At 51.0% G+C, this 24,462-nt stretch carries 18 protein-coding genes; 12 read left to right on the forward strand and 6 right to left on the reverse strand.

The genetic code is table 11. The features are described 5' to 3' along the window. The first annotated feature begins 50 nt into the window (after positions 1-50). On the forward strand, positions 51-2,081 hold the full coding sequence (locus Q8M75_RS02495; protein WP_305485841.1) for a glycosyltransferase family 41 protein: 2,031 nt from the start codon (positions 51-53) through the stop codon (positions 2,079-2,081). Here the strand turns inward: Q8M75_RS02495 and dnaQ are convergent. From dnaQ to Q8M75_RS02520, 5 genes are all read right to left on the reverse strand, one after another. Then, entirely contained in the window at positions 2,078-2,785 is a 708-nt protein-coding gene (gene dnaQ / locus Q8M75_RS02500; protein ID WP_305485843.1) for a DNA polymerase III subunit epsilon, read from the reverse strand. The two genes, Q8M75_RS02495 and dnaQ, sit on opposite strands and share 4 nt — an antisense overlap. Further along, positions 2,785-5,886, reverse strand: coding sequence for an efflux RND transporter permease subunit (locus tag Q8M75_RS02505; RefSeq protein WP_305485844.1), 3,102 nt, complete (start codon positions 5,884-5,886; stop codon positions 2,785-2,787). Before Q8M75_RS02505 ends, dnaQ begins: the two co-directional genes overlap by 1 nt. Beyond that, positions 5,883-7,142, reverse strand: a complete 1,260-nt coding sequence (locus Q8M75_RS02510; protein ID WP_305485846.1) for an efflux RND transporter periplasmic adaptor subunit — start codon at positions 7,140-7,142, stop codon at positions 5,883-5,885. The genes Q8M75_RS02505 and Q8M75_RS02510 overlap by 4 nt, the downstream gene beginning before the upstream one ends. A gap of 191 nt (positions 7,143-7,333) precedes the next feature. After that, positions 7,334-7,783: a ribonuclease HI gene (gene rnhA / locus Q8M75_RS02515; RefSeq protein ID WP_305485946.1), complete on the reverse strand. Its 450-nt coding sequence runs from the start codon at positions 7,781-7,783 to the stop codon at positions 7,334-7,336. Between the two features lie 7 nt (positions 7,784-7,790). Continuing rightward, on the reverse strand, positions 7,791-8,633 hold the full coding sequence (locus tag Q8M75_RS02520; protein WP_305485848.1) for a class I SAM-dependent methyltransferase: 843 nt from the start codon (positions 8,631-8,633) through the stop codon (positions 7,791-7,793). 6 nt (positions 8,634-8,639) lie between these two features. Between Q8M75_RS02520 and gloB the strand changes: the two genes are divergently transcribed. From gloB to Q8M75_RS02555, 7 genes are all read left to right on the forward strand, one after another. Continuing rightward, positions 8,640-9,440 carry a hydroxyacylglutathione hydrolase gene (gloB, locus tag Q8M75_RS02525; RefSeq protein WP_305485851.1) on the forward strand — a complete coding sequence of 267 codons (801 nt, stop codon included), beginning with the start codon at positions 8,640-8,642 and terminating at the stop codon, positions 9,438-9,440. Next, entirely contained in the window at positions 9,440-10,876 is a 1,437-nt protein-coding gene (locus Q8M75_RS02530) for a transglycosylase SLT domain-containing protein (protein ID WP_305485854.1), read from the forward strand. Before gloB ends, Q8M75_RS02530 begins: the two co-directional genes overlap by 1 nt. 64 nt (positions 10,877-10,940) lie before the next feature. Further along, positions 10,941-12,827: a propionate--CoA ligase gene (locus Q8M75_RS02535; RefSeq protein WP_305485856.1), complete on the forward strand. Its 1,887-nt coding sequence runs from the start codon at positions 10,941-10,943 to the stop codon at positions 12,825-12,827. A 249-nt stretch (positions 12,828-13,076) separates the two neighbouring features. Further along, complete coding sequence (gene carA, locus Q8M75_RS02540; RefSeq protein WP_305485948.1) at positions 13,077-14,270, forward strand: glutamine-hydrolyzing carbamoyl-phosphate synthase small subunit; 1,194 nt, start codon at positions 13,077-13,079, stop codon at positions 14,268-14,270. Continuing rightward, positions 14,270-17,533, forward strand: coding sequence for a carbamoyl-phosphate synthase large subunit (carB, locus tag Q8M75_RS02545; RefSeq protein ID WP_305485859.1), 3,264 nt, complete (start codon positions 14,270-14,272; stop codon positions 17,531-17,533). The genes carA and carB overlap by 1 nt, the downstream gene beginning before the upstream one ends. 66 nt (positions 17,534-17,599) lie before the next feature. Continuing rightward, entirely contained in the window at positions 17,600-18,076 is a 477-nt protein-coding gene (gene greA / locus Q8M75_RS02550) for a transcription elongation factor GreA (RefSeq protein WP_305485862.1), read from the forward strand. A 3-nt stretch (positions 18,077-18,079) separates the two neighbouring features. Beyond that, positions 18,080-18,577: a DUF4149 domain-containing protein gene (locus tag Q8M75_RS02555; RefSeq protein WP_305485865.1), complete on the forward strand. Its 498-nt coding sequence runs from the start codon at positions 18,080-18,082 to the stop codon at positions 18,575-18,577. A 15-nt stretch (positions 18,578-18,592) separates the two neighbouring features. Here Q8M75_RS02555 and Q8M75_RS02560 read toward each other — a convergent pair whose 3' ends face one another. Next, entirely contained in the window at positions 18,593-19,225 is a 633-nt protein-coding gene (locus Q8M75_RS02560) for a YhbY family RNA-binding protein (protein ID WP_305485866.1), read from the reverse strand. A gap of 102 nt (positions 19,226-19,327) precedes the next feature. On the opposite strand from Q8M75_RS02560, the gene Q8M75_RS02565 reads away from it, so the two are divergent. The 4 genes from Q8M75_RS02565 (at position 19,328) to glmM (ending at position 24,353) form a co-directional block, all read left to right on the forward strand. Next, positions 19,328-20,014 (forward strand): RlmE family RNA methyltransferase, encoded by a 687-nt coding sequence (locus tag Q8M75_RS02565; protein ID WP_305485867.1) that lies wholly within the window; start codon positions 19,328-19,330, stop codon positions 20,012-20,014. A 153-nt stretch (positions 20,015-20,167) separates the two neighbouring features. Then, a complete protein-coding gene (ftsH, locus tag Q8M75_RS02570; RefSeq protein WP_305485868.1) occupies positions 20,168-22,048 on the forward strand; it encodes an ATP-dependent zinc metalloprotease FtsH in 1,881 nt (626 codons plus the stop codon). Between the two features lie 21 nt (positions 22,049-22,069). Continuing rightward, the gene (gene folP / locus Q8M75_RS02575; protein WP_305485869.1) at positions 22,070-22,951 is read left to right on the forward strand and encodes a dihydropteroate synthase; all 882 of its coding nucleotides are present in this window, start codon (positions 22,070-22,072) and stop codon (positions 22,949-22,951) included. A gap of 49 nt (positions 22,952-23,000) precedes the next feature. Continuing rightward, complete coding sequence (gene glmM, locus Q8M75_RS02580) at positions 23,001-24,353, forward strand: phosphoglucosamine mutase (protein WP_305485872.1); 1,353 nt, start codon at positions 23,001-23,003, stop codon at positions 24,351-24,353. The last annotated feature ends 109 nt before the right edge of the window (positions 24,354-24,462 follow it).

Raw genomic sequence — 24,462 nt, forward strand, 5'->3', positions numbered from 1 at the left:
GTAAATTGGGGTAGGCGATGTCACAGGCGTATAGCCATTTAACTCAACAAATGCTGCTGGCATTTGAGCAGCAACGTCTTGAGTCTGCGGAGCGTGTGGCCAATGCAGTATTACGGCTTAATCCCAAGGATTTAATTGCGTTGCAAATCTTGGGTTTATGCATGGCTATGCAAGGGCGATTGCGGGAAGCGGTCCCTCCGCTTTTGAAGGCGGCACAGCTGGATCCAAAAAATGTAGAGCTACTATCCAATTTAGCGCGGGCGCAGCATGGCGCAGAGTTATACCGAGAGGTGCTTGAAACGTATGCCAAGTTACTGCGGCTTGTGCCCGATAGCGCGCAAATTCAGACTGATCGCGGAACTGCCCTTGCTAAGTTAAGGCAATTCGATGAGGCAGAAAAGGCATACGAAAAAGCCATTGCACTACAGCCAAACTATTTTTTGGCGTGGTCAAACCGAGGTAATTTGTTAAGTGAATTGCGCCTTACCGTACAAGCTATTCAGAGCTACGAAAAAGCCCTTCAGCTCAATCCAAACTATGCAGAAACCTGGACTAATTTAGGAAATGCTTTTTTTAATCTCGGTCAATTTGCTGATGCTGCCCATGCTCATGAAAAAGCCATTAGCTTAAGCCCCGAGTACGGCGAGGCCTGGTCAAATTATGGAAATACGCTTTTAGAAATGAAAGAGGCTGAGCGTACTTACGAGAGCTACGTAAAGGCATTTCAGCTTAAGCCCGATGTTCCTTATTTATACGGGCAGTTGTTGTCCGCAAAGTTGGGCTCATGCATATGGGATCAGGCTGAGCCTAATGCGATGTCCATCCTAGCCCGAGTTGATGCAAATGAAAAAACTTGCCTGCCATTCGTTTTATTATCAACGCCAGCCTCGCTAGCGCAACAACTAAGCTGTGCTAAGGTCTACGTTGCCGATCGATGTACACCAGTTAGCAATACGTTAGTTGAATATCAACGTCCTGTGCTTAGCAATCAAAAGATTCGTATTGGCTACTTTTCTTCTGATTTCAAAAATCACCCCGTTGGTATTTTGATGGAAAACATTTTAAGGCTGCATGATCGAAGCACATTTGAGTTTTATGGATATTTTTTAAATAAAAAAATACGTGATCCGCTTGAATTAACAATAAATAAGCTATTCGACTCGGCATATGATTTATTTGGCATGACTGATAAAGATGCGCATGTATTAATTACGCAACATCAGTTGGACGTTGCGATTGATTTGAATGGGCATACATCCGGAGCCCGAACTGCATTGTTTTCATATCGTCTAGCGCCGATTCAGATCAATTATCTTGGGTATGCAGGGACATCAGGAGCTAGCTATTTTGATTATCTGATAGCAGATCCTATTGCCATACCCCGATCGGATCAGCCCTTCTTTTCTGAGAAAATTGCATATCTACCTGATTCATTTTTCCCAGTAGATACCTCGATAGCCGATTTTGGCCCTTTACCATCCCGAGAGAGTCAAGGTCTGCCGAGCAGCGGTTTTGTATATTCTTGCTTTAATAATGCATACAAGATTCAGCCTGAAATTTTTAGAAGTTGGATGCGCCTATTACAATCAGTAGAGAATAGTGTTTTATGGCTTTCTACGCCGTCCAACAAAGCGATCAGAAATTTACAGGCTGCTTCTGAAGATCTTGGTGTAAATTCTTCGCGATTAATTTTTGCAAAAAGAGAAGTTGAACGCAAAGACCACCTAAGTCGATTGCGGTTAGCAGATTTATTCTTAGATACGCCGCATTACAACGCACATGCTACGTGTGCCGACGCACTTTGGGCTGGCGTTCCTGTTTTAACCCAAGTTGGCTCAACATTTGCGGGCCGCGTTGCTGCTAGTCAATTACATGCATTAGGTATGGCAGATTGCATAGTAGAGTCGATAGAGGCCTATACAAAAAAGGCAATAGAGCTTGCCTTAAATCCCGCTTTACTTCAGACAGTAAGAGACCGGTTAGCTCAGAATAGTAAAACCTCTCCACTATTCGATAGTAAGCTATATGTTAGGAGCCTAGAAAATACATATCGTACGATTATTTCTCAACATGCAATTTAAGGCGTAACGGTTCGTTCCCACACCGGATCTTTTTTGCTTGCCTTTGCGATCTCGGCCAGGATTTGCTCATGTAGTTTGCAGTCTTCTTCGCTAGCAGCCAAAACCATTAAGTTAGTTGGCAATGGCCTGGTTTGCCCGGATGCATCAAGGTTGGCTGAGTAGTCAATTAAATCAATCGTAAGGTCTTCCTGGCCCCGCGTCATTGCAACATAGACTTCCGCTAAGAGCTGCGCATCCAATAAAGCGCCGTGCAAAGTGCGATGGGTATTGCTAATGGAAAAACGCTCACACAGGGCATCCAAGGAATTGCGTTTGCCGGGGAACATCTGGCGCGCATTAACGAGTGTGTCAATTACATTGGTGGCATGGGCGCGAAAGGGAGGGCGTTTGAGAAGAGCAAACTCACTGTCCAGGAAGCCCAAATCAAACGGCGCATTGTGAATAATTAATTCAGCATCAGCAACAAATTCAATCAGATCTTCGGCGATCTGCGCGAAGACCGGCTTATCCGACAAAAAGGCACGCGAGAGGCCATGAACAGCATAGGCGCCCGCATCGATGTCACGCTCTGGATTAATGTAATGGTGAAACGTCCGCTCAGTCAGTCTGCGGTTAACCAGCTCAACACAGCCAATCTCAATCACGCGATCACCCGTTGCTGGATTCAGACCAGTGGTTTCGGTATCGAGGATGACTTGACGCATTAGGCTGTTCCTTCCAGATCGGCTGGACTAATCTTGAGTGGGCCGTTACCGGCATATTTATCCAGGTAGAGGTAGATTACGGGGGTAATAAAGAGTGTCACAAATTGCGACACAATTAAGCCGCCAGCAACCGAGATGCCGAGGGGCTGGCGAAGTTCAGCGCCTGCACCCAGGCCCAATGCGATGGGCAGGGCGCCCATGAGTGCCGCAAAGGTGGTCATCATGATGGGCCTAAACCGTAAAATACAGGCGGTCCGAATGGCTTCTTCGGGGCTCATGCCCTGATTACGTTGCGCATCAAGAGCAAAGTCAATCATCAAGATGGCATTCTTTTTCACAATACCGATTAACAGCAAAATGCCAATGATGGCGATGATGGAAAGTTCTAAGTTAAACGCCCACAAGAAAAGAAGTGCGCCAATTGCGGCAGAAGGCAGTCCGGCCAAAATGGTCAGCGGATGGATATAGCTCTCATACAAAACACCCAGCAAGACATAGATTACGGCAAGTGCGGCCAAAATTAAAATAATCTGGCCTGACTGATTTTCTTTAAAGACTTTGGCGTCCCCGCCGTAACTCGTAATGATCGAGCTTGGTAATTGAAGTTCCTTCACAAAACCATCAATTGCCTTTGTTGCATCACCTAAGGGGACATCGGGCGCTAAGTTAAAGGAGATGGTAATTGCCGGAATTTGGCCTTGGTGATTGACTGAGGTTGGGCCTACCTCGCGCTTAAAGGTTGCCAGTCCCGAGAGCGGAATGAGACGGTCGGTAGCGCGCCCCCGGACAAACACCTTGCTTAGATCGGTTTCAAATTGACGCTGATCATCGGCCGCCTGCAAAATAACCGAGTAGGTATTGACGTTGGTGTAGATCGATGACACTTGGCGTTCGCCAAAGGAGTTGTATAGCGCTTGGCGGATATCCGCTACCGTGACACCCGCAGTGGCCGCTTTTTCACGGTCAATATCAATCTTGACATTGAGACCACGCAATTGCGAATCGGTATTCACATCCCGAAAGATCGGATCGGCACGCATCTTCTCTAAGATCTTAGTAGACCATTCATTAATGCCATCAAAGCCAACGCTTTGCAGGGTAAATTGATAGCGGCTTTTGCTCGAGCGACCACCCAGCTGCAGGTTTTGAATCGGGCGCATAAAGACAGATAGACCGGGCAGCTCCCTAAAGTCTCTGCGGAGCGACTCGAGTACTGCTTTCATATTCTCGCGCTCGCCTTTGGGCTTGAGCACAATAAAAATTCGGCCGGTGTTCGAGCCCGCACTAAGGCCGCCACCCAAGATGGATACCGAATTGGCCACATTGGGATTATTCATGACGATTTGCGCTGCTTTATCTTGCAATTCCAGCATCGATGGAAAGGCCATGTCTTCGGAGGCCTCCATGGTCGCAATAATCTGCCCGATGTCTTCCTCAGGGAAGAAGCCTTTGGGGCTGTAAATAAACATCACGATCGTCAGAATGATCGTTGCAACCGAGCCGAGCAAGACGGGCTTGCGGTAAATCAAAGCCTTATCGAGGTAGTGAACATAGCGCTCTGTGGTCCAAGAAAAAAACTGATCGAAGCGGCGATTCATTGCAAACTCTCTCGCGGGCGCGCCAGGCTTTGGTAAAAAACGGCTACACAGCATCGGGACTAGCGTGAGGGAGACTACTGCCGATACCAAGACTGCCAAAGACACCACCACTGCAAATTCCCTAAACAATAATCCGGCAGGGCCTTGCATAAAAAAGAGGGGAATAAAAACAGCTACCAAGGAGAGTGAGATCGACACAATCGTAAAGCCGACTTCTTTGCTGCCCTTCAGCGCTGCTTTTAATGGCGACATTCCTTGTTCGGTATAGCGCACAATATTTTCAAGCACCACAATCGAATCATCGACCACTAAGCCAACAGCCAAGGTGATGCCGAGCAAGGAAATGTTGTCTAGGCTGTAGCCCATGAAATAGAGCAGAGAGAAGGCGCCAATCAGGGAGATCGGCAAGCTCAGCGAGGGAATGATGGTGGCTGAGGCGTGCTTTAAAAACAGGAAGATAACCAGTACGACCAACGCGATCGTGAGCAGCAGGGTGATATTGACATCGTGAATCGCTTCACGAATGGAGATGGAGCGATCGTTGACCGGGATTAACTTGATAGAGGCGGGTAACTGTTTTTCAAACTCGGGCAGTAAAGCCCGAACAGAATCGACCACCTTTACCGTGTTGGCGCTGGGCTGCCGCAATACGGCAATCGCAATCGAGCGCTCGCCATTGGTGGTGGAGAGAGAGCGGACGTTTTCATAGCTCTCGACCACGTCGGCAACATTACCGAGGTAAATGGGTAGACCATTGCGCTGCGCAATGATTAAGTCGCTAAAGTCCTTAGCGGTGACCAGTTGCTCATTGGCATAAATCGTCATGGCTTGACGGGGGCCATCCAAAACGCCAACGGGAGTATTGCTATTTGCTTTATTTAAGGCAAGCGCAATGTCTTCCATCGTTAGGTTATTGATAGCAAGGGCGTCTGGCCTTGCTTTAACGCGAATGGCGTAGCGCTTTGCGCCGTATATCTGAATCTGCGCCACGCCATCAATGGTTGATAGGGTAGGTGAAATCAAATTTTCAGCGTAATTGTTTAAATCGGAAAGATCGAGTGAGGGCGAGGTCATGCCGATAATTAAGACAGGCGCGTCGGCGGGGTTGACCTTCCGATACGACGGCGGAATGGTCATCTCAATCGGCAAGCGCCGCTGCGCTCGCAGCAATGCGGCCTGCACATCGACTGCGGCCTTATCAATATCCCGATCGTTATTGAACTCCAAGGTAATGCTAGTGCTGCCCAGGGAATTCACGGAACTAATCAGGACAATTCCATCAATCGTGGAAAACTCTTTTTCAAGGGGAAGCGCAACCGCCGAAGCCATGTTTTCGGGCGAAGCGCCCGGCAAACTCGCAGTGACTGAGATGACGGGGGTATTAAAACTCGGTAGGGCGGCAACCGGAATTTTGGTGTAGGCGACGATTCCAGCAATCACTGTCGCTAGCGACAGTAAGGTGGTCATAATCGGCCGCCGAATACACAGCTCAGACAGCGTCATTTTTTCTCGGGAGCCGCAGGGGCGGTGGGCGCTGGTTTAGCCAGTGCTTTTGGTGTGTTGGCGGGCTTTGCTTCGCGCACCTTACTGCCAGGTCGGAGATTTTGTTTGCCTTCAACCACCACGCGCGAGCCTGCTTCAATGCCTTCAATCACCGCATTGCCTTGGTACTCGTAGAGAACCTTGACTGGTTTCATCACTACTTTGTCATCGTCTTTTTCAACAATGTAGACAAAGCGACCTTTGGGATTAATGACGACTGCCTGCGAAGGAATGAGCATGACATCGCTTAAGGTACTGGCCTCTAATTTAATTCGGGCAAATTGGCCCGGAATCAATGCACCATTTTTATTCTCTAGGCGAGCCTTCAAACGTACCGCGCCAATCACGGGGTCAACTTGGTTATCAATCACATAGACCAGGCCGGGATACTGAACGGTCTCAATATTACCGATGCTCACGCTTACGGGTAAAGGTGAATCGTCTTTACGCGCCTTCAGTAGCAAAGGGATATCGCGCTCAGGAACGGTGAACTGGACATTAATGGGGTCGAGCTGGGTAATGGTAACCATCGCGCCACTAGTCGAGGTCGCAGTCGAGCTCGTCGATGACACGACGACGTTACTGGCCTGAACTAAAGAGCCTGGAAAGACATTGATAATGCCAGCGCGTCCGTCGATCGGGGAGCGTAGGTAGTTATACGACAGCTGGACTGCGGCAGCCCGGGCTGCGGCTTGGGTTGATGCGGCATTGGCCTCTGCCGTATCGAGCCCTGCTTTGGATATGAAATTCTTGGCTACCAATTCTTTGGCCCGTGCTAGTTGACGCTGCGCGTCATTAGCAAGTGCTTGAGCACGATCAAAATTAGCCTTGTCAGTTCGGTCGTCTAGGGTAAAAAGCAAATCCCCTTTTTTCACGATTTGACCTTCGGTGATGTTGACCTTGGTAACGATGCTGGTAATTTGCGGGCGCACATCAACAATACTGGCGGCAACAATGGTGCCGGTCGCCTCAATCACAAAGGGAACATCTTTGCGTTCCACGATCACGCTACTAACCGTTTGTGCTCCCCCTTTTTTGCTGGCAGGCGGATTAAAGTGATCGTAGGTCTTATCGGCCGCAAATAGGATCACTACAAGCGTAAGAATCCACCATTTGCGGCGCATGGCAAACGCCCATATGCTGGCAAAGTTAATTTTGGACCATGCCTGTGTGATTTTCGAGAGTATGCCGGTGCCGACCTTTTGAATGGCCCGCACTAGCGACGCAGCAACTTTGTTTAACCAGGGTGTTTTTGGAGCGTTTTCAGCCAATTGATCTCAGTTTTTCGTAGGTATCTAGTAATAAGGCTATGGGTGCTATCGGATTGCCCATTCTCTCATAAGCCTTTGGGCTTGGTGTAAAGCGGATGTGTCCAAAAAGGAGGCTAAAACCACCTGTCTGTAGCGCTCTATGTACTTCGCTTTGCGAGTAATTCTTCGACGCCGCGGTTGGCCAGGGCATCAGCCAGCTCATTGCCGGGGTGGCCATTGTGGCCGCGCACCCAATGCCAGGATATTTGGTGGCTAGGCAGCAGGGCATCGAGCTCTTGCCATAGGTCAGCATTTTTAACGGGCTCGCGACTGGAGGTGCGCCATTGGCGCTTTTTCCAGCCTTCCAGCCATTCCGTAACCCCTTTTTGAACGTATTGGGAATCGGTATAAAGCGCAACAGTGGAGGGTTGTTTGAGGGCCCGTAGCGCATGAATAACCGCACTCATCTCCATGCGGTTGTTGGTGGTTAAATCAGCACCCCCATGCATATGCCGCTCATACTCGCCCGATCGCAATACTGCACCCCAGCCCCCTGGACCAGGATTGCCCTTACAGGCTCCATCGGTGTAAATGGTGATGTGGGGCAGGGTAGGATCAGGCTGGCTCATGATGATCATGTTGTTTATGGGGAGCGATGGGTTGTATTTTGCTCTCCACTGCGGGATTGAGTTGGCGTAGTGATTGGGGTCGCTTCTGGGCAACGCGGCCAACCAGACGCATGCCAGGGTGGCGCTTGACTGCAGAGACCATAAATACAGCGCCAAAAATAGGCCACCACCGATTGCCCATCGGTTCCAGGTAATTCATGCGCGCAATGGCGGACTCGCCTTGCAGGGGAAATTTGTAGCAGGCAAAGTGACCTCGATCCAAGGAGAAATTGAGCAACTTTAGCCAGTCACGGATGCGCAGTAGATTAATGAACTGACCATCTCTGGGTAAAAATGGCTTGCCAATTAAGCGACCAAGATATTGCCGTGCGCCCCACAGGCTGGCAGGATTAAATCCGGACAAAATGAGTCGGCCCTCGGGCACGAGCACCCGGTCCGCCTCACGCAGAATGTGATGAGGGTCATTCGCAAATTCCAATACATGCGGCAATACCAGGAGATCGACGCTCTCTGCCGCAAAGGGTAGCTCATCGGGCAAGCCCTCGATGACATGCCAAGTCGGCGTAAGGGGTTCATTTGACTGTGCAGCTAAGGCTTGATCGGTCTGCGTTAACAAGGCGCGCATCGGCATGCGGTTTTCGCGCAAGGAATGGAGCTGCGGCAGACCAACTTGAACCGCATTAAAGCCAAATACATCCACGACCGTTTTATCAAACCACATCTGCTCAGCATGCAAAACATATTGACCTGGGGGCGAAGCAAGCCAAGCATCCCAGGAGCCATCCGCAGACAAAATAGGGCTTTCGGGTGAGGCTTGGGTTGGTATCATGTGCCTATGGTAACGAAAACTGCATTGCAAGTCTGGCCCATACCGGCTTTTGACGACAACTACATCTGGTGCATTCATGATGGCGAGTCTGCCTTGGTCGTCGATCCGGGAGACGCTGGTCCGGTATTGGATTACTTAGAAAGCCAAGCACTGACCCTCACCGGCATTCTGATTACCCACCACCACGCTGATCACACGGGCGGCATCTTGGATTTATTGGCTTATGTGGCCACTGATTCTCTTCCAGTGTATGGTCCGGCCGCAGAGGCAATTCCAGGGCGAACCCAAGCCCTAATGGAGGGCGATCGGGTTGAATGTGCTGCACCTGCGATTGCATTTACGGTCTTGGAAGTGCCTGGCCATACCTTGGGACATATTGCCTACTTTGCTGCTGGTAATGCGCCCAAGCTTTTTTGTGGCGATACCTTATTTGCATCGGGCTGTGGCCGCTTGTTTGAGGGAACGCCCACCCAAATGTCGCAATCGTTGGCTAAATTTGCGGCCTTGCCGCCAGAAACCGCGGTGTATTGCACCCATGAGTACACGCTGTCGAACATCCGCTTTGCCTTGGCAGTGGAGCCGAATAATGCCGATCTCATCGCGTGGGCAAATACGGCGCAGACCTTACGCCAAGCAAATCAGCCAACCCTGCCAACGAGTATTGGGCATGAGTTGCGGGTGAATCCCTTTATGCGCTCTAATCAACCCGACGTCATCGCTGCTGCAATCCATGCATCGGGCGCTGCCGCATTGCCAAGTCCAGCGCATGTCCTAGCGGCAATTCGGGCTTGGAAGGATCGCTTCTAGTGTTCCTGCGCCAACGCGATCTAGGGCGCTGGTATTTGCATTGGCGATCACTGCTTGTTATCGCCGCGGTGGCGGCCTTATCCGGCTGCGCTGGGATGGGTAACGATTGGTCTTCGGATGCGAATGGTTCTGCCGCGCGTAACCCACGCGCAGCCAAGGCGCCTCGTGTTGATCTCAGTAAGCAGTCTGTGAGCAGCCTAACTGCCCCATCCAATAATTTATGGCTTCGCATCCAAGACGGATTTACGATGCCTGAGCTCAATAGCCCACTGGTCATTACGCAGACGCGTTGGTTGGCCGCTAGACCCGATTATGTGCACCGCTCAATGGCACGCTCATCGCGGTATTTGTTCTACATTGTTGAGGAAGTCAATTTACGCGGCATGCCCACTGAAATTGCATTGCTGCCGTTTGTGGAGAGCGCCTTTAATCCAGTCGCTAAGTCGACCGCAAAAGCCATGGGCATTTGGCAATTTATGCCGGCAACTGGAAAAGATTTTAAGTTAACGCAAAACGTGTTTCGCGATGAGCGTCGCGATGTCTTGCAGTCAACCAATGCTGCGCTTGATTATCTGCAACGCCTGCATCGGCAGTTCGGCGATTGGCAGTTAGCTTTAGCCGCGTACAACTGGGGCGAAGGCAATGTGGCTAAAGCAATTAAGCGCAATCAAGCGGCCGGACTACCAACCGATTACCTCAGCTTAAAGATGCCCAAAGAGACCCGCGAATACGTTCCGAAGCTGATGGCGTACAAAGCTATCGTGTTGGATCCGCAGGCCTATGGCATTGTCTTGCCGGAACTGGAAAATCACCCGTTTTTTGTCGCGATTGATGTGACGCGTGACATTGATGTGGATGTAATCATTAAGTTGGCTGATATAACGCCAGAGGATTTTCGTAATCTCAATCCCTCTTTTAACAAGCCTGTTATTTTGAGTGCAGCTAATCAACAAATCTTATTGCCGTTTGGTCACGCCGAACTCTTTCAGGAAAATCTAAAAAATTACACTGAGCCACTCTCAACGTGGACTGCAGTCAGCGTTCCAGCAACTGAGTCGGCAGACCAGCTAGCGAAACGACTGGGGGTGTCGGTAGCCGTCCTGCGGGAAGTTAATGCTATTCCAGTTGGCATGCGGGTCAGGGCTGGATCAACGGTGTTGATTCCAAAGCCAAGTACGAAATTGACTGATGTACCCGAACACCTGGCCGAAAATGCTAGCCTCAATTTGGTCAAGCCAGCACCTGTGAAAAAGGCAGCAGCACCCAATACCGCGAGCAAGAAAACCAATGCCGTAACCCCTAAAACGGCACAAAGCACGACAAAATCGACTGTTAAAACCGCTTCTAAGCCGCCTAGTCAGCAAAAGCCCGTATCGACAGATGCCGCTAAATCTGCGAAAACAACTACTGCAAAAGCCGGAGTTACCCCGCAATAGAGTAAATTTACTTCTTACTGCACTAGTAGTAGCGAATCCATTTAGTACTCTTTTTAGGTAAATCATGTCCTACAAAACCGTTCACGCCCAATCCATTCAAGATCCCCAAACCTTTTGGGGCGAGGAAGCAAAACACATTCACTGGGAAAAGCCGTTTGATACGGTACTGGACTACTCCAAGCCGCCATTTGCGCACTGGTTCAAGGGTGGCTTAACCAATCTTTGCTACAACGCAGTTGATCGGCATTTAGCCCAGCGCGGCGATCAAATTGCCTTAGTGGCGGTTTCCACCGAGACCGATATTGAAAAGGCATACACCTTTAAGGAGCTGCATGCGGAAGTCAATCGCATGGCTGCTATTTTGAAGGCGAACGGCGTTGGCAAAGGCGATCGCGTATTGATTTATATGCCGATGATTGCGGAAGCCAGTTTTGCAATGCTGGCGTGCGCGCGCATTGGTGCAATTCATTCCGTGGTGTTTGGCGGCTTTGCATCGCACAGTTTGGCATCGCGCATTGAAGATGCCACACCTAAAATGATTATTACTGCGGAAGCCGGCATGCGTGGCGGCAAGGCAGTGCCTTACAAGCCGCTGCTCGATGAGGCGATTGCACTTTCGTCCTATAAGCCTGCAAAAGTATTGATCGTCAACCGAGGCTTATCTGAGTTTGTCATGGTGGATGGGCGCGACCTCGATTACACCGCCGAGCGCTTGGCTCATCTCCATGCAGAGGTGCCAGTGGAGTGGGTGGATGCAACCCATACTTCCTATATTTTGTATACCAGCGGCACGACTGGCAAACCGAAGGGTGTGCAGCGTGATACCGGTGGCTACGCAGTAGCACTTTCATCAGCCATGCGCCTGATCTTTTGCGGCAAGCCGGGTGAAACCATGTTCACTACCTCCGATATTGGCTGGGTCGTTGGCCACAGTTTCATTATTTATGGACCGCTGATTAATGGCACAGCCACCATCATGTATGAGGGAACTCCTTTACGCCCAGACGGCGGTATTTGGTGGAGCCTCGTTGAGAAATACAAGGTATCGGTGATGTTCTCTGCGCCCACTGCAATTCGGGTGCTCAAAAAACAAGACCCTGCTTTCTTAACGAAATACGATTTATCGAGCTTGCGCACGTTATTTTTGGCCGGCGAGCCTCTGGATGAGCCAACTGCAACGTGGATTCATGAGGCGATTGGCAAGCCGGTGGTGGATAACTACTGGCAGACTGAAACTGGCTGGCCTATCTTGGCGATTCAGCGTGGCATCGAGGTCATGCCCCATAAATTCGGCTCTCCAGGCTTACCGGTGTTTGGTTACAACATGAAGTTGTTGGACGAGGCGACTGGCGAGGAGCTGGGCCCAGATCAAAAAGGAGTAGTGGCGATTGAAGGTCCGCTGCCTCCGGGCTGCATGCAAACCGTGTGGGGTGATGATGCGCGGTATGTCAAAACCTACTGGAGCACTATACCTGGCAAGCTGATCTATTCCACCTTCGACTGGGGTATTAAAGACAAAGACGGCTATTACTTTATTCTGGGCCGCACTGATGATGTCATCAACGTGGCCGGTCACCGTTTAGGTACCCGCGAAATCGAGGAGAGCATCTCCAGCCACGCGAATATTTCCGAGGTAGCAGTCGTTGGCATTGAGGATAAATTGAAGGGGCAAGTCGCCATTGGCTTTGCGATTCCAAAGGATGCATCGAACGTGGCTAATTTAGAGGCGGAGCTCATGAAGACGGTCGATTCGCAATTGGGCGCCGTAGCAAGACCTGCACGCGTCTACATTGTGACGGCTTTACCTAAGACCCGTTCTGGGAAGATTGTGCGGCGCGCTTTGCAAGCGGTAGCAGAAGGGCGTGACCCGGGTGACATTAGTACGATGGAAGACCAAACGGTGCTGGCCCACATTAAAACGGTGATTCAGGAAAGCGCCAAAAAAGCCTAGGAAAAACGAGGCCAAAAAAGCAGAAAGCATAGGGAAATCGAAGCAGGGACTGGGCGGCCGCACCGCCCAGTAAGGCTGCGGCTGGTTTGGCAGGAAGCTGGCCTACGAACTGGTATTATTGTTGGGTTCGTAACTCAATAAATTACCCTAGCGCTTAAAAACACTCACCTCCCGCAACCACTTCCGGGTAGGCTATTTGGGGGTGTTGAGCGTTGGATGGCAGCAGGGATTGGAGATGGTTTGTCACCCTTGCTTCCTTCTTTTCCCCCAGCCGTTTTGGCATTAGCCGATGGCACTCTCTTTTCAGGTTATAGCATTGGCGCCCCCGGCGAAACTGCCGGCGAAGTTGTTTTCAATACCGCCTTAACGGGTTATCAGGAAATCATTACTGACCCTAGCTATTGCCGCCAGATCGTCACCTTGACCTATCCGCACATTGGCAATGTCGGCGTCAACGAGCAAGATGCCGAATCATCCCAAATTCATGCTGCCGGTTTGGTAATTAAGGACCTCTCGCGCCGAGTGTCGAACTTCCGTTCTGAGCAAAGCCTCGACTCGTATTTGCAAAAGGCAGGTATCCCTGGCATCGCCGGAATTGATACGCGCAAGCTGACCCGTTTGTTGCGGGATAAGGGCGCTCAGTCGGGCGCGATTGTGGCCGGCAAGATGGGCGACGATCCTGCAGCGCTCGGTGCCAGAGCCCTTGAATTAGCCAAGGCATTTCCAGGCATGAGTGGCTTAGATCTAGCGCAGGTGGTTAGCACCAAAACCGCATACCCGTGGCGCGAAGCCGAGTGGGACTTACACGGCCCCAATGGCAAACCCGCTTACCGTAGCCTCGATACCAAAAAACCCATCAAGAAAGTGGTGGCGTACGACTTTGGCGTCAAGCGCAATATTTTGCGCATGCTCACCGAGCGCGGTTGCGAATTAACCGTGGTGCCAGCCAAAACTACAGCTGCAGAAGTTCTGGCCATGAAACCCGATGGGGTGTTTTTCTCCAACGGACCCGGTGATCCTGGGCCGTGTGATTACGCCATTAGCGCCGCAAAAGAAATCATCGAGCAGGGCGTTCCGACCTTTGGAATCTGTTTGGGTCATCAGATCATGGGCTTGGCTGCTGGCGCGAAGACCCTAAAAATGAAATTCGGGCATCACGGCGCGAACCACCCAGTCAAAGATTTGGATAGCGGACGGGTGGCGATCACTTCCCAGAACCATGGATTTGCAGTCGATGCCAAAACATTGCCCAGCAATGTGCGGGTGACCCACGTATCGCTTTTCGATGGCTCCCTTCAGGGCCTCGCGTGGACAGACAAGCCTGCCTTTTGCTTTCAGGGGCATCCCGAGGCATCGCCCGGACCCCACGACATCGCTTACTTATTCGATCACTTTATGGACTTAATGCATGGCGCTCCAACCAGTAAACAAGGAGGCAAATAATGCCTAAGCGGAGCGACATTAAAAGCATTCTGATTATTGGCGCAGGCCCGATCGTGATTGGTCAGGCTTGTGAATTTGATTACTCGGGCGCGCAAGCATGTAAAGCGCTGCGCGATGAGGGCTACAAAGTTATTTTGGTCAATAGCAATCCAGCGACCATCATGACTGATCCTGAGATGGCCGATGTCACCTACATTGAGCCGATTACATGGGAAGTGGTCGAGCGCATCATTGCGACGGAAAAGCCCGACGCCATATTGCCGACGATGGGCGGCCAAACTGCACTCAATTGCGCCTTGGATTTACACCGTAATGGCATTTTAGAAAAGTACGGTTGCGAATTAATTGGCGCATCTCCGGAGGCGATTGATAAAGCCGAAGACCGTCAAAAGTTTAAAGATGCGATGACCAAGATTGGGTTGGGCTCAGCTAAATCCGGTATTGCGCATTCGATTGATGAGGCCGTTGCTGTGCAACAGCGCATTCAAAAAGAAACTGGCAGCGCTGGTTTCCCGGTAGTCATTCGTCCATCTTTTACGATGGGCGGCTCGGGTGGCGGTATTGCGTACAACCGCGAAGAGTTTGAAGAAATCTGCAAGCGCGGTTTAGAGCTTTCGCCCACCGGTGAGCTCTTGATTGAAGAATCGCTGCTAGGCTGGAAAGAGTTTGAGATGGAAGTCGTGCGTGACCACGCCGACAATTGCATCATCGTCTGCTCGATCGAAAATTTAGATCCGATGGGCATTCATACGGGTGACTCCATTACGGTAGCGCCTGCTCAAACCCTGACGGACAAAGAGTATCAATTGATGCGCAACGCATCGATTGCAGTGCTGCGTGAAATTGGTGTGGATACTGGCGGCTCAAACGTCCAGTTCTCGATCAATCCAGTCGATGGCCGCATGATCGTGATTGAGATGAACCCGCGTGTTTCTAGGTCATCTGCCTTAGCCTCCAAAGCAACTGGCTTTCCGATTGCGAAGGTTGCGGCAAAGTTGGCGGTGGGCTATACCCTAGACGAGCTGCACAACGACATTACTGGCGGCGCTACTCCGGCCTCGTTTGAGCCATCGATTGATTATGTTGTGACGAAGATTCCCCGCTTTGCCTTTGAGAAGTTCCCGCAAGCGGATTCGCGTTTAACTACGCAAATGAAATCGGTAGGTGAGGTGATGGCCATTGGCCGCACTTTCCAAGAGTCGTTTCAGAAAGCCTTACGTGGCCTTGAGGTTGGTGTTGACGGCCTAGATGAACGCTCAAGCGATTTAGAAGACATCATTCAGGAAATTGGTGAGCCAGGGCCTGATCGCATTTGGTACTTGGCAGATGCATTCCGTATGGGCATGGGTCTCGATGAAATCTATGAAGAAACCAAAGTAGATCCTTGGTTCTTAGAGCAGATTGAAGAGCTCATCTCGATTGAAAACACACTCAAGCAGCATACGATTGATGGTTTATCTGCGGATGAGTGGCGCTTTTTAAAGCAAAAAGGATTTTCGGATCGCCGTTTAGCCAAGCTGCTGAAGGTCGATGCTGCCTCGGTGCGCGCTGCACGTCACCGCCTGAAGGTATTCCCAGTGTATAAGCGGGTCGATACCTGCGCCGCTGAGTTCGCCACGAATACCGCGTACATGTATTCCACCTACGAAGCAGAGCACGGCGAATGTGAATCGCAGCCAACGAATCGCGACAAGATCATGGTTCTGGGCGGCGGACCGAATCGCATCGGTCAAGGCATTGAGTTCGATTACTGCTGCGTGCATGCTGCTCTTGCGATGCGTGAGGATGGTTACGAAACCATCATGGTTAACTGCAATCCCGAGACCGTATCGACCGACTACGACACATCGGATCGCTTGTATTTTGAGCCTTTGACCTTAGAAGATGTTCTCGAAATCGTTGCTAAGGAAAAGCCCAAGGGCGTAATCGTGCAGTACGGTGGCCAAACGCCACTCAAACTGGCTTTGGATTTAGAGGCCAATGGCGTTCCCATCATCGGCACATCCCCCGATATGATTGATGCGGCCGAAGACCGCGAGCGTTTCCAAAAACTATTGCATGCCTTGGATTTGCGTCAGCCACCCAACCGGACTGCACGCACCGAAGACGAAGCCTTGCGACTGGCCGATGAAATTGGCTATCCCTTGGTAGTGCGTCCATCTTATGTATTGGGTGGTCGCGCTATGGAGATCGTGCACGATGGCCGTGACTTAGAGCGCTATATGCGCGAAGCGGTGAAGGTATCGCATGACTCACCAGTACTATTGGATCGTTTCTTAAATGATGCAATTGAATGCGATGTGGATTGCATTAGCGATGGCGAGACCGTATTTATTGGTGGCGTGATGGAGCACATCGAGCAGGCTGGAGTGCACTCTGGTGACTCGGCATGTTCATTGCCACCATATTCCTTATCGGAAGCCACCGTTGATGAAATCAAGCGTCAAACCGCAGCCATGGCTAGAGGCCTCAATGTCGTTGGCCTGATGAACGTACAGTTTGCGATTCAGAATGTGGACGGCGACGATGTCATTTATGTGCTGGAAGTGAATCCCCGTGCGTCGCGGACTGTGCCGTTTGTATCGAAGGCGACCGGTTTGCAGTTAGCCAAGATTGCAGCGCGCTGCATGGTAGGTCAGACCTTAGCCAAACAAGGCATTACACGCGAAGTCATTCCGCCGTATTTCTCGGTCAAGGAAGCGGTTTTTCCGTTTAATAAATTCCCTGGTATCGATCCCATCTTGGGACCTGAGATGCGCTCCACTGGCGAGGTGATGGGGGTTGGTAAAACCTTCGGTGAGGCTTTGTTTAAGTCGCAATTGGGCGCTAGCATCAAGCTTCCCAAAACTGGTACGGTGGTATTGACCGTGAAGGACAGCGACAAAGGCAAAGCCGTTGCCGTTGCCCAGCTCTTGCATGAACTCGGCTTTCCAATGGTGGCAACCAAAGGTACTGCTGCAGCGATTGCTGCTGCCGGTTTACCGGTGCGCGTAGTCAATAAGGTGAAAGATGGTCGTCCACACATCGTTGACCTGATTAAAAACCGGGAAATTTCACTGGTCTTTACGACGGTGGATGAGACCCGTACAGCGATTGCGGATTCGCGTTCGATTCGAACGAGTGCCCAGGCCAATGGCGTGACCTACTACACCACGATTAGTGCAGCACGGGCTGTGATGGATGGCCTGATGGCGTCAAAAAGTGGTGCTAGAGATTCACTTGAAGTCTATTCGCTGCAAAATTTGCACCGCAGCCTCGAATAGTCTCTGTAAATACCGCAAACCTAGCTTAAACTACTTCTTTAATTTGTAGATAAGCTAGGTTGCAGTATGAACACCATTCCAATTACTAAATTTGGCGCTGAACTGCTCAAGGCAGAGTTGCATCGGCTTAAGCACGTCGAACGTCCTGCCGTGATCAATGCCATTTCTGAGGCGCGTGCACAAGGTGATTTATCCGAGAACGCCGAGTACGATGCCGCAAAAGAAAAGCAAGGGTTTATTGAGGGTCGAATCAAGGAGCTTGAGACTACATTGTCTGCCGCTCAAATTATTGATCCTGCCACCTTGGAGGTTGAGGGCCGTGTGGTGTTTGGTGCGACCGTAGATCTCGAAGACTTGGAAGACGGCACGAAATTCACATATCAAATTGTCGGCGACGATGAGGCAGATATTGAGCTCAATAAAATTTCAATTAGCTCGCCGATTGCACGCGCGCTGATTGGTAAAGAAGAGGGCGACGTGGTGGCAGTTCAGGCCCCAGCAGGTAATCGCGAAGTGGAGATTTTGGCGGTGCGTTACATCTAAAGCATGAACACCGCTGGAGCTCCTCGCTATGCCGCAGCCCAGCGCCTCTTTTTACTCATCTGTGGGGTTTGGGTCGGCAGCCTGTTTGCGGTAGGCTATTTGGTGGTCCCCACCATCTTCGCTAACTTACAAGATCGCCAAGTTGCCGGCATGATTGCAGCCGCCATCTTTCAAGTGGAAGCCTATCTCAGTGTGCTGGTTTGCCTAAGTCTCCTTGTACTCGCTAACCTGCTGGTAAGGCGCGAGGTCGAGCACTACCGCAGTATTCGCTGGATCACCTTCGTCTTATTGCTCTCTTCGCTAATCACGTGTTTCGGCTTGATTCCATACATGGACGCATTACGCCAAGAGGCGCTACTCTTAGGTGTACCAGTCATGGCATCGCCGTCTGCAAGCCTATTTGGACGCTTGCATGGTATTTCCAGTGGGCTGTTTTTAGTTCAGAGCCTTTTAGGCCTCTGGATGGTGTGGCGTTTAACTCGCCAAGCGGCCAACCCTTAATCCACTAGACCGGAATTAACCCAGGGATTTTTTCTTGGTGCTGGCTTGACGCACTTTGCGGCGTTTGACCGGGCCGGTTGGCGCTGCTGCGCGCTTGTATCCAGGCGATGACCAACCAATCTTTGACTCTGCAGCATTGGCGCGAGTGGGACGCGCAGAGGCGCTCTTGGATGCCGCTTTGCGCGCAGGCGCTTCTGCCTTGGTGCCCACGGGTTTGCCGAAGGGTTTGGCAGCAGCAGTACGCCGGGCAGAGCGCTCCGATGTGCTGGTAGCGCCCCGAGTAACAGGGCGGTTCGGTGATCGTGGTGCCTGTATTGATTTTTTGGTTTTATTGCCGCCTCGCGCATAGGGCGCATTGGCTTCCTTAATGAGGGGTTCTGGGCGCCAGAGAACCAGTAATTTGCCAATGTGCTGCACTGGCGCGGCATTTAGCTTGTCGCACAGCGCTTCGTAAATGGCAATGCGGTTTTCACGATCATCACCAAAGACACGGACTTTAATTAAGTTATGGCTATTGATTGCAATTTCAGCTTCGTTGACCACGCCGGGGGTCAATCCATCGTTACCAATCATCACAACCGGGCTAAGGTCGTGGGCTTTGGCTTTAAGCGCTTTGCGCTGGGCAGGGGAGATGGTAAGTGCAGTCATGCCTCGATCATAGAGCATTGCTGTTTATCAGACCAGAATAAGCAGGTAAAGTAGAGCGCTCAGCCCTGTACTGTGGTGCTGGAATTAACTGATTGGGATTACGTGGCAAAGAATAAATTCAATAAAAGCTGGTTGCAGGACCACCTGATGGATCCCTACGTCAAGATGGCGCAAAAAGAGGGCTATCGTGCACGGGCCGCCTATAAGCTCAGCGAAATCGATGAGCAGGACCATTTAATTAAAGCGGGAATGGTGGTGGTCGATTTGGGTAGCGCGCCAGGCAGCTGGTCCCAGTACGTACGTAATCGCCTTACCGAATTGGGTAAACACAACCCGAAGATTGAATCCGGCAAGCCGGATGGCGTGATTGTTGCGATTGATATGTTGCCGATGGAAGCAATAGCGGATGTTAGTTTTATTGAGGGCGACTTTCGGGAGGAAGAGGGCTTACGTGCGCTGGAGTCCTTATTGCCCCCGAGTTGTAATGGCAAAGTGGATTTAGTTTTATCGGATATGGCGCCCAATCTATCGGGCGTCGGCATTGCCGATGCAGCGCGCATGGCAACCCTCGCTGAATTGGCCTTGGATTTTGCGAAGGACCACCTGCAGCCCGACGGCGCTCTATTGATTAAATGCTTCCATGGCAGTGGCTACAGTCAAATTGTGGAGACCTTTAAAAAGGTGTTTAAGACGGTTTCAGCCCGAAAACCCAAAGCTTCTCGGGATCGCTCCTCAGAGACCTTTTTGCTGGGTCGCCACTTGAAACCCCCCAAAACAGCCCCAAAATAGGAAATAACCCCTATATTTAAGAGGTTTTAGCGAATAAAAATAGGCTAAACCCTTGAATTACGGAGGTAGTAGAATCATTTACATAAGGAAACCGTCTTTTTGACTGGTTTAGTAATGGAAGAACTCCCGGATTAATCCGGCAAAGGTGGGTATTTGAACAACAATATGTTCCAAAAAATCGGCGTCTGGTTCATTGTCGGCCTCGTCCTTTTTACTGTGTTTAAACAGTTCGATAAGCCAAACACGCCAGAGCGAGTGACGTACTCCCAATTTATGGATGACGCGCGGGATGGCAAAGTGCGCCGCGTGGACGTGCAAGGCCGCACCTTGCAAGTGACCCCAGTCGATGGAAACAAGTACTCCCTGATTTCCCCGGGGGACATCTGGATGGTCGGCGATCTGATGAAGGCCGGCGTTCAAGTCACAGGTAAAGCAGAAGACGAACCCAATTTATTGATGTCGGCTCTGTATTACCTTGGACCTACTTTATTGATTATTGGTTTTTGGTTTTTTATGATGCGGCAGATGCAAGGTGGCGGCAAAGGTGGTGCATTCTCCTTTGGCAAATCCAAAGCTCGCCTCGTTGATGAGAACAGCAATACCGTGACCTTTGGTGACGTTGCTGGCTGCGATGAAGCCAAAGAAGAAGTATTTGAGATTGTTGACTTCCTCAAGGATCCACAAAAATTCCAAAAGCTGGGCGGTCATATTCCCCATGGTGTTTTATTGGTGGGCCCTCCCGGCACTGGTAAGACCTTATTGGCGCGTGCGATTGCGGGCGAAGCCAAAGTACCGTTCTTCTCGATCTCAGGCTCTGACTTCGTTGAGATGTTTGTGGGTGTTGGCGCGTCCCGTGTGCGCGACATGTTTGAGAACGCCAAGAAAAATGCCCCGTGCATCATTTTCATTGATGAGATTGATGCGGTCGGTCGCCATCGCGGCGCTGGTATGGGCGGCGGTAATGATGAGCGCGAGCAGACCTTAAACCAAATGCTGGTTGAGATGGACGGTTTTGAAAGCAACAGCGGCGTTATTGTCGTTGCAGCAACCAACCGTTCTGATGTCTTGGATCGCGCTTTACTGCGCCCAGGTCGTTTTGACCGTCAAGTGCACGTTGGCTTGCCTGACATCCGTGGTCGCGAGCAGATTCTGCAAGTGCATATGCGTAAGGTGCCCATCAGCCCCGACGTCAATGCAGCTGTGTTGGCACGTGGTACTCCAGGCTTCTCTGGTGCCGATTTAGCGAACTTAGTGAATGAGTCTGCACTCTTTGCTGCGCGCCGCAACAAGCGCTCAGTTGATATGCAAGACTTTGAGGATGCCAAAGACAAGATCTACATGGGTCCAGAGCGCAAGTCCGCTGTGATGCGTGAAGAAGAGCGTCGCAATACGGCTTACCACGAGGCTGGCCATGCCGTGGTTGCCAAGGTGTTGCCAAAGGCAGACCCTGTTCATAAAGTAACGATCATGCCGCGTGGCATGGCTCTCGGCGTGACCTGGCAGTTGCCCGAGTTCGACCGAGTGAATTTATATAAAGACCGCATGCTCGAGGAGCTGGCCATTTTGTTTGGTGGCCGTGCAGCCGAAGAGGTGTTTTTGAATTCCATGAGTACGGGTGCATCGAACGACTTTGAACGTGCAACCAAGATGGCGCGCGATATGGTCACTCGCTACGGCATGAGCGATAGCTTAGGCACGATGGTGTATGTCGATACCGAGCAGCAGGGCATGTTTGGCCCGAATAGCTCGAAGTCGGTATCCGAGTTAACGCAGCAAAAAGTCGATGCGGAAATTCGGAGTTTGATTGACAGCCAATATGCACTAGCTAAATCCATTCTTGAAAACCACAAAGATAAGGTCGAGGCAATGGTCACTGCTCTGATGGAGTGGGAAACGATTGATGCCGAGCAAATCAACGACATCATGGATGGTCGTCCCCCACGGGCGCCTAAGCCAACGCAAGCAACTGCGTTTGGTAATTCAGCAGGTGGTTCGACCGGTCCAACTGCGGGTAGTGCGCCCGCCGCTGCGTAAATAGCGCTGTAGATTAGCGCAATGCAGTCGTCAAAACAGCCCGCAACATGGCGTTGCGGGCGTTTTCTTTTTGAACTAGGGCAAAGGCAAGCCAAGCGCGAGCGGCCCTTAGTAATGGGGATACTCAACGCCACGCCGGATTCATTTTCGGATGGCGGGCGCTTTCATGCCAAAGACGATGCCCTACGTCAAGCCGAATCAATGATTGCTGCAGGCGTTGATCTGATTGATATTGGCGGTGAATCAACCAAGCCTGGTGCAATTCCAGTGCCACTGCAAGAAGAGTTGGATCGGGTCCTACCAATCATCGAAGCGCTCAAAGACTGCGGCCTTGCTTTATCGATTGATACCTACAAAGCAGAAACCATGCGGCAGGCTTTGCTGGCCGGCGTAGATTGCGTGAATGACATTTGGGCATTACGCCAAACGGGCGTAGAACAAGTGGTGCTGGATGCTACGCTAGCACACAATTGCGGCATTGTCTTAATGCATATGCAGTGTGACCCCATCACCATGCAACTTAATCCAAACTATGTGAATGTAGTCAGCGAGGTAAATGCCTTTTTGATGGAGCGCATCCAAACCTTAATGAAGCAGGGCATTGCTGTAGACCGAATTGCAATTGACCCCGGATTTGGTTTTGGTAAGAGCTTAGACCACAACCTCGCCATGCTGCAGGAGTTTAGGCAGTTCACCCACAACGGCCATCCCGTGTTAGCAGGCATTTCCCGAAAGTCGATGCTCGGCAAAATTACCGGGCGAGAGGTTGGCGATCGACTGATACCAAGTGTGGCTGCCGCCGTGTTGGCGGCAGAGCGGGGCGCCAGCATCGTACGCGTGCATGACGTTCCTGAGACCATCGACGCTTTAAACCTCTGGGCTGCAGCCCAAGCATCAGGATGATGAGCAAAAGCATACATCCCCTTGCTTGCAAGTTTTATAATCAATGCATATGACAGCCAAGAAAAAAAAGTACTTCGGCACTGACGGTATTCGGGGTGAGGTGGGTAAGGCCCCGATCATTCCGGATTTCATCTTGCGCCTGGGATACGCTGCTGGTAGCGTTTTAAAGCAAGCCGCTCCTGCAGGCGAGCGCTGCACCGTTTTAATTGGTAAAGACACGCGCGTATCAGGCTACTTACTAGAGGCTGCCCTGGAGGCCGGTTTTTCTGCGGCCGGAGTTGATGTCATGCTTTGCGGTCCGATGCCCACACCCGGTGTAGCGTACCTGACAAAAGCATTGCGACTCTCTGCTGGAGTGGTAATCTCGGCATCGCACAATCCATACCAAGATAACGGCATTAAGTTTTTCTCACCCGAGGGTGATAAGTTATCCGACGCATCGGAGTTGGCGATTGAGGCTGCACTCGATCAACCCTTGGGCTGCGTCAGCTCGAAGTATTTAGGTAAGGCATTTCGTCTTGATGATGCCACTGGGCGTTACATTGAGTTTTGTAAGTCGACCTTTCCTGCAGTCCTGAATCTTCGTGGTTTAAAGTTGGTCGTGGATTGCGCTAATGGCGCCGCCTATCAATCTGCCCCCAATGTATTTCATGAGCTGGGTGCAGAAGTGATTTCCATCGGGGTTGAGCCCAATGGGCGCAATATCAACGATGGTTGCGGCGCAACTGCGCCAGCAGCACTCGTTGCCAAAGTGAAAGAACATCAGGCTGATTTGGGCATTGCCCTGGATGGCGATGCCGATCGCTTGCAAATGGTCGATAGCACGGGTCGCCTTTTTAATGGTGATGAGCTCTTGTACGTGCTGGCGAAAGACCGGGTAGATCGAGGAATGAAATTGGGCGGGGTGGTAGGCACCTTAATGACCAATGCTGCTATCGAGCATGCGATTAAAGCCCTGGGCCTGCAATTTGAGCGTGCCAATGTGGGCGATCGATACGTATTAGAGCTCCTTAAAAAACACCAGTGGACATTGGGCGGCGAGGGTTCCGGTCACTTGCTATGCCTAGATCAACATTCCACTGGGGATGGCACAGTTGCCGCTTTACAAGTATTGGCGGCGATGCGCAAACAAGGTAAATCCTTGGCCGAGCTACTCAATGGCGTGAATGTCTTTCCGCAGGTCTTGCTGAACGTTAAAGTGGCCCCAGGCTTCGATTGGCAGGCCGATCCCAAGGTAGTAGAGGTGGTTAATGCCATTACTACCCAGCTCGGCACTGCCGGCCGGGTATTGATTCGGGCTTCGGGTACCGAGCCCGTTCTGCGCGTCATGGTGGAGGCAAAGGAGCTTGAGCAGGCAAACAGCTACGCTAAAACCATAGTCGCGGCAATACCCACTTCATAAATACTAAATGTAAATCATTGTTTCATATGGTTTTTTTACTAAAAAACCAAGTGTCACAGAGCCGTCATATTGTCCCTTTAATGTTCACCTATCGCATCGTGCGATGTAA

The organism is Polynucleobacter sp., from assembly GCF_030693775.1.
In the GTDB taxonomy this organism is placed as follows: Bacteria; Pseudomonadota; Gammaproteobacteria; order Burkholderiales; family Burkholderiaceae; genus Polynucleobacter.

Coding starts and splice junctions, on each gene's coding strand:
- Q8M75_RS02495 (WP_305485841.1), top strand. CDS start 51: ATGCTGCTGGCATTTGAGCAGCAACGTCTTGAGTCTGCGGAGCGTGTG.
- dnaQ (WP_305485843.1), bottom strand. CDS start 2,785: ATGCGTCAAGTCATCCTCGATACCGAAACCACTGGTCTGAATCCAGCA.
- Q8M75_RS02505 (WP_305485844.1), bottom strand. CDS start 5,886: ATGACGCTGTCTGAGCTGTGTATTCGGCGGCCGATTATGACCACCTTA.
- Q8M75_RS02520 (WP_305485848.1), bottom strand. CDS start 8,633: ATGATACCAACCCAAGCCTCACCCGAAAGCCCTATTTTGTCTGCGGAT.
- gloB (WP_305485851.1), top strand. CDS start 8,640: ATGGTAACGAAAACTGCATTGCAAGTCTGGCCCATACCGGCTTTTGAC.
- Q8M75_RS02535 (WP_305485856.1), top strand. CDS start 10,941: ATGTCCTACAAAACCGTTCACGCCCAATCCATTCAAGATCCCCAAACC.
- carB (WP_305485859.1), top strand. CDS start 14,270: ATGCCTAAGCGGAGCGACATTAAAAGCATTCTGATTATTGGCGCAGGC.
- greA (WP_305485862.1), top strand. CDS start 17,600: ATGAACACCATTCCAATTACTAAATTTGGCGCTGAACTGCTCAAGGCA.
- Q8M75_RS02555 (WP_305485865.1), top strand. CDS start 18,080: ATGAACACCGCTGGAGCTCCTCGCTATGCCGCAGCCCAGCGCCTCTTT.
- Q8M75_RS02560 (WP_305485866.1), bottom strand. CDS start 19,225: ATGACTGCACTTACCATCTCCCCTGCCCAGCGCAAAGCGCTTAAAGCC.
- folP (WP_305485869.1), top strand. CDS start 22,070: ATGCAGTCGTCAAAACAGCCCGCAACATGGCGTTGCGGGCGTTTTCTT.
- glmM (WP_305485872.1), top strand. CDS start 23,001: ATGACAGCCAAGAAAAAAAAGTACTTCGGCACTGACGGTATTCGGGGT.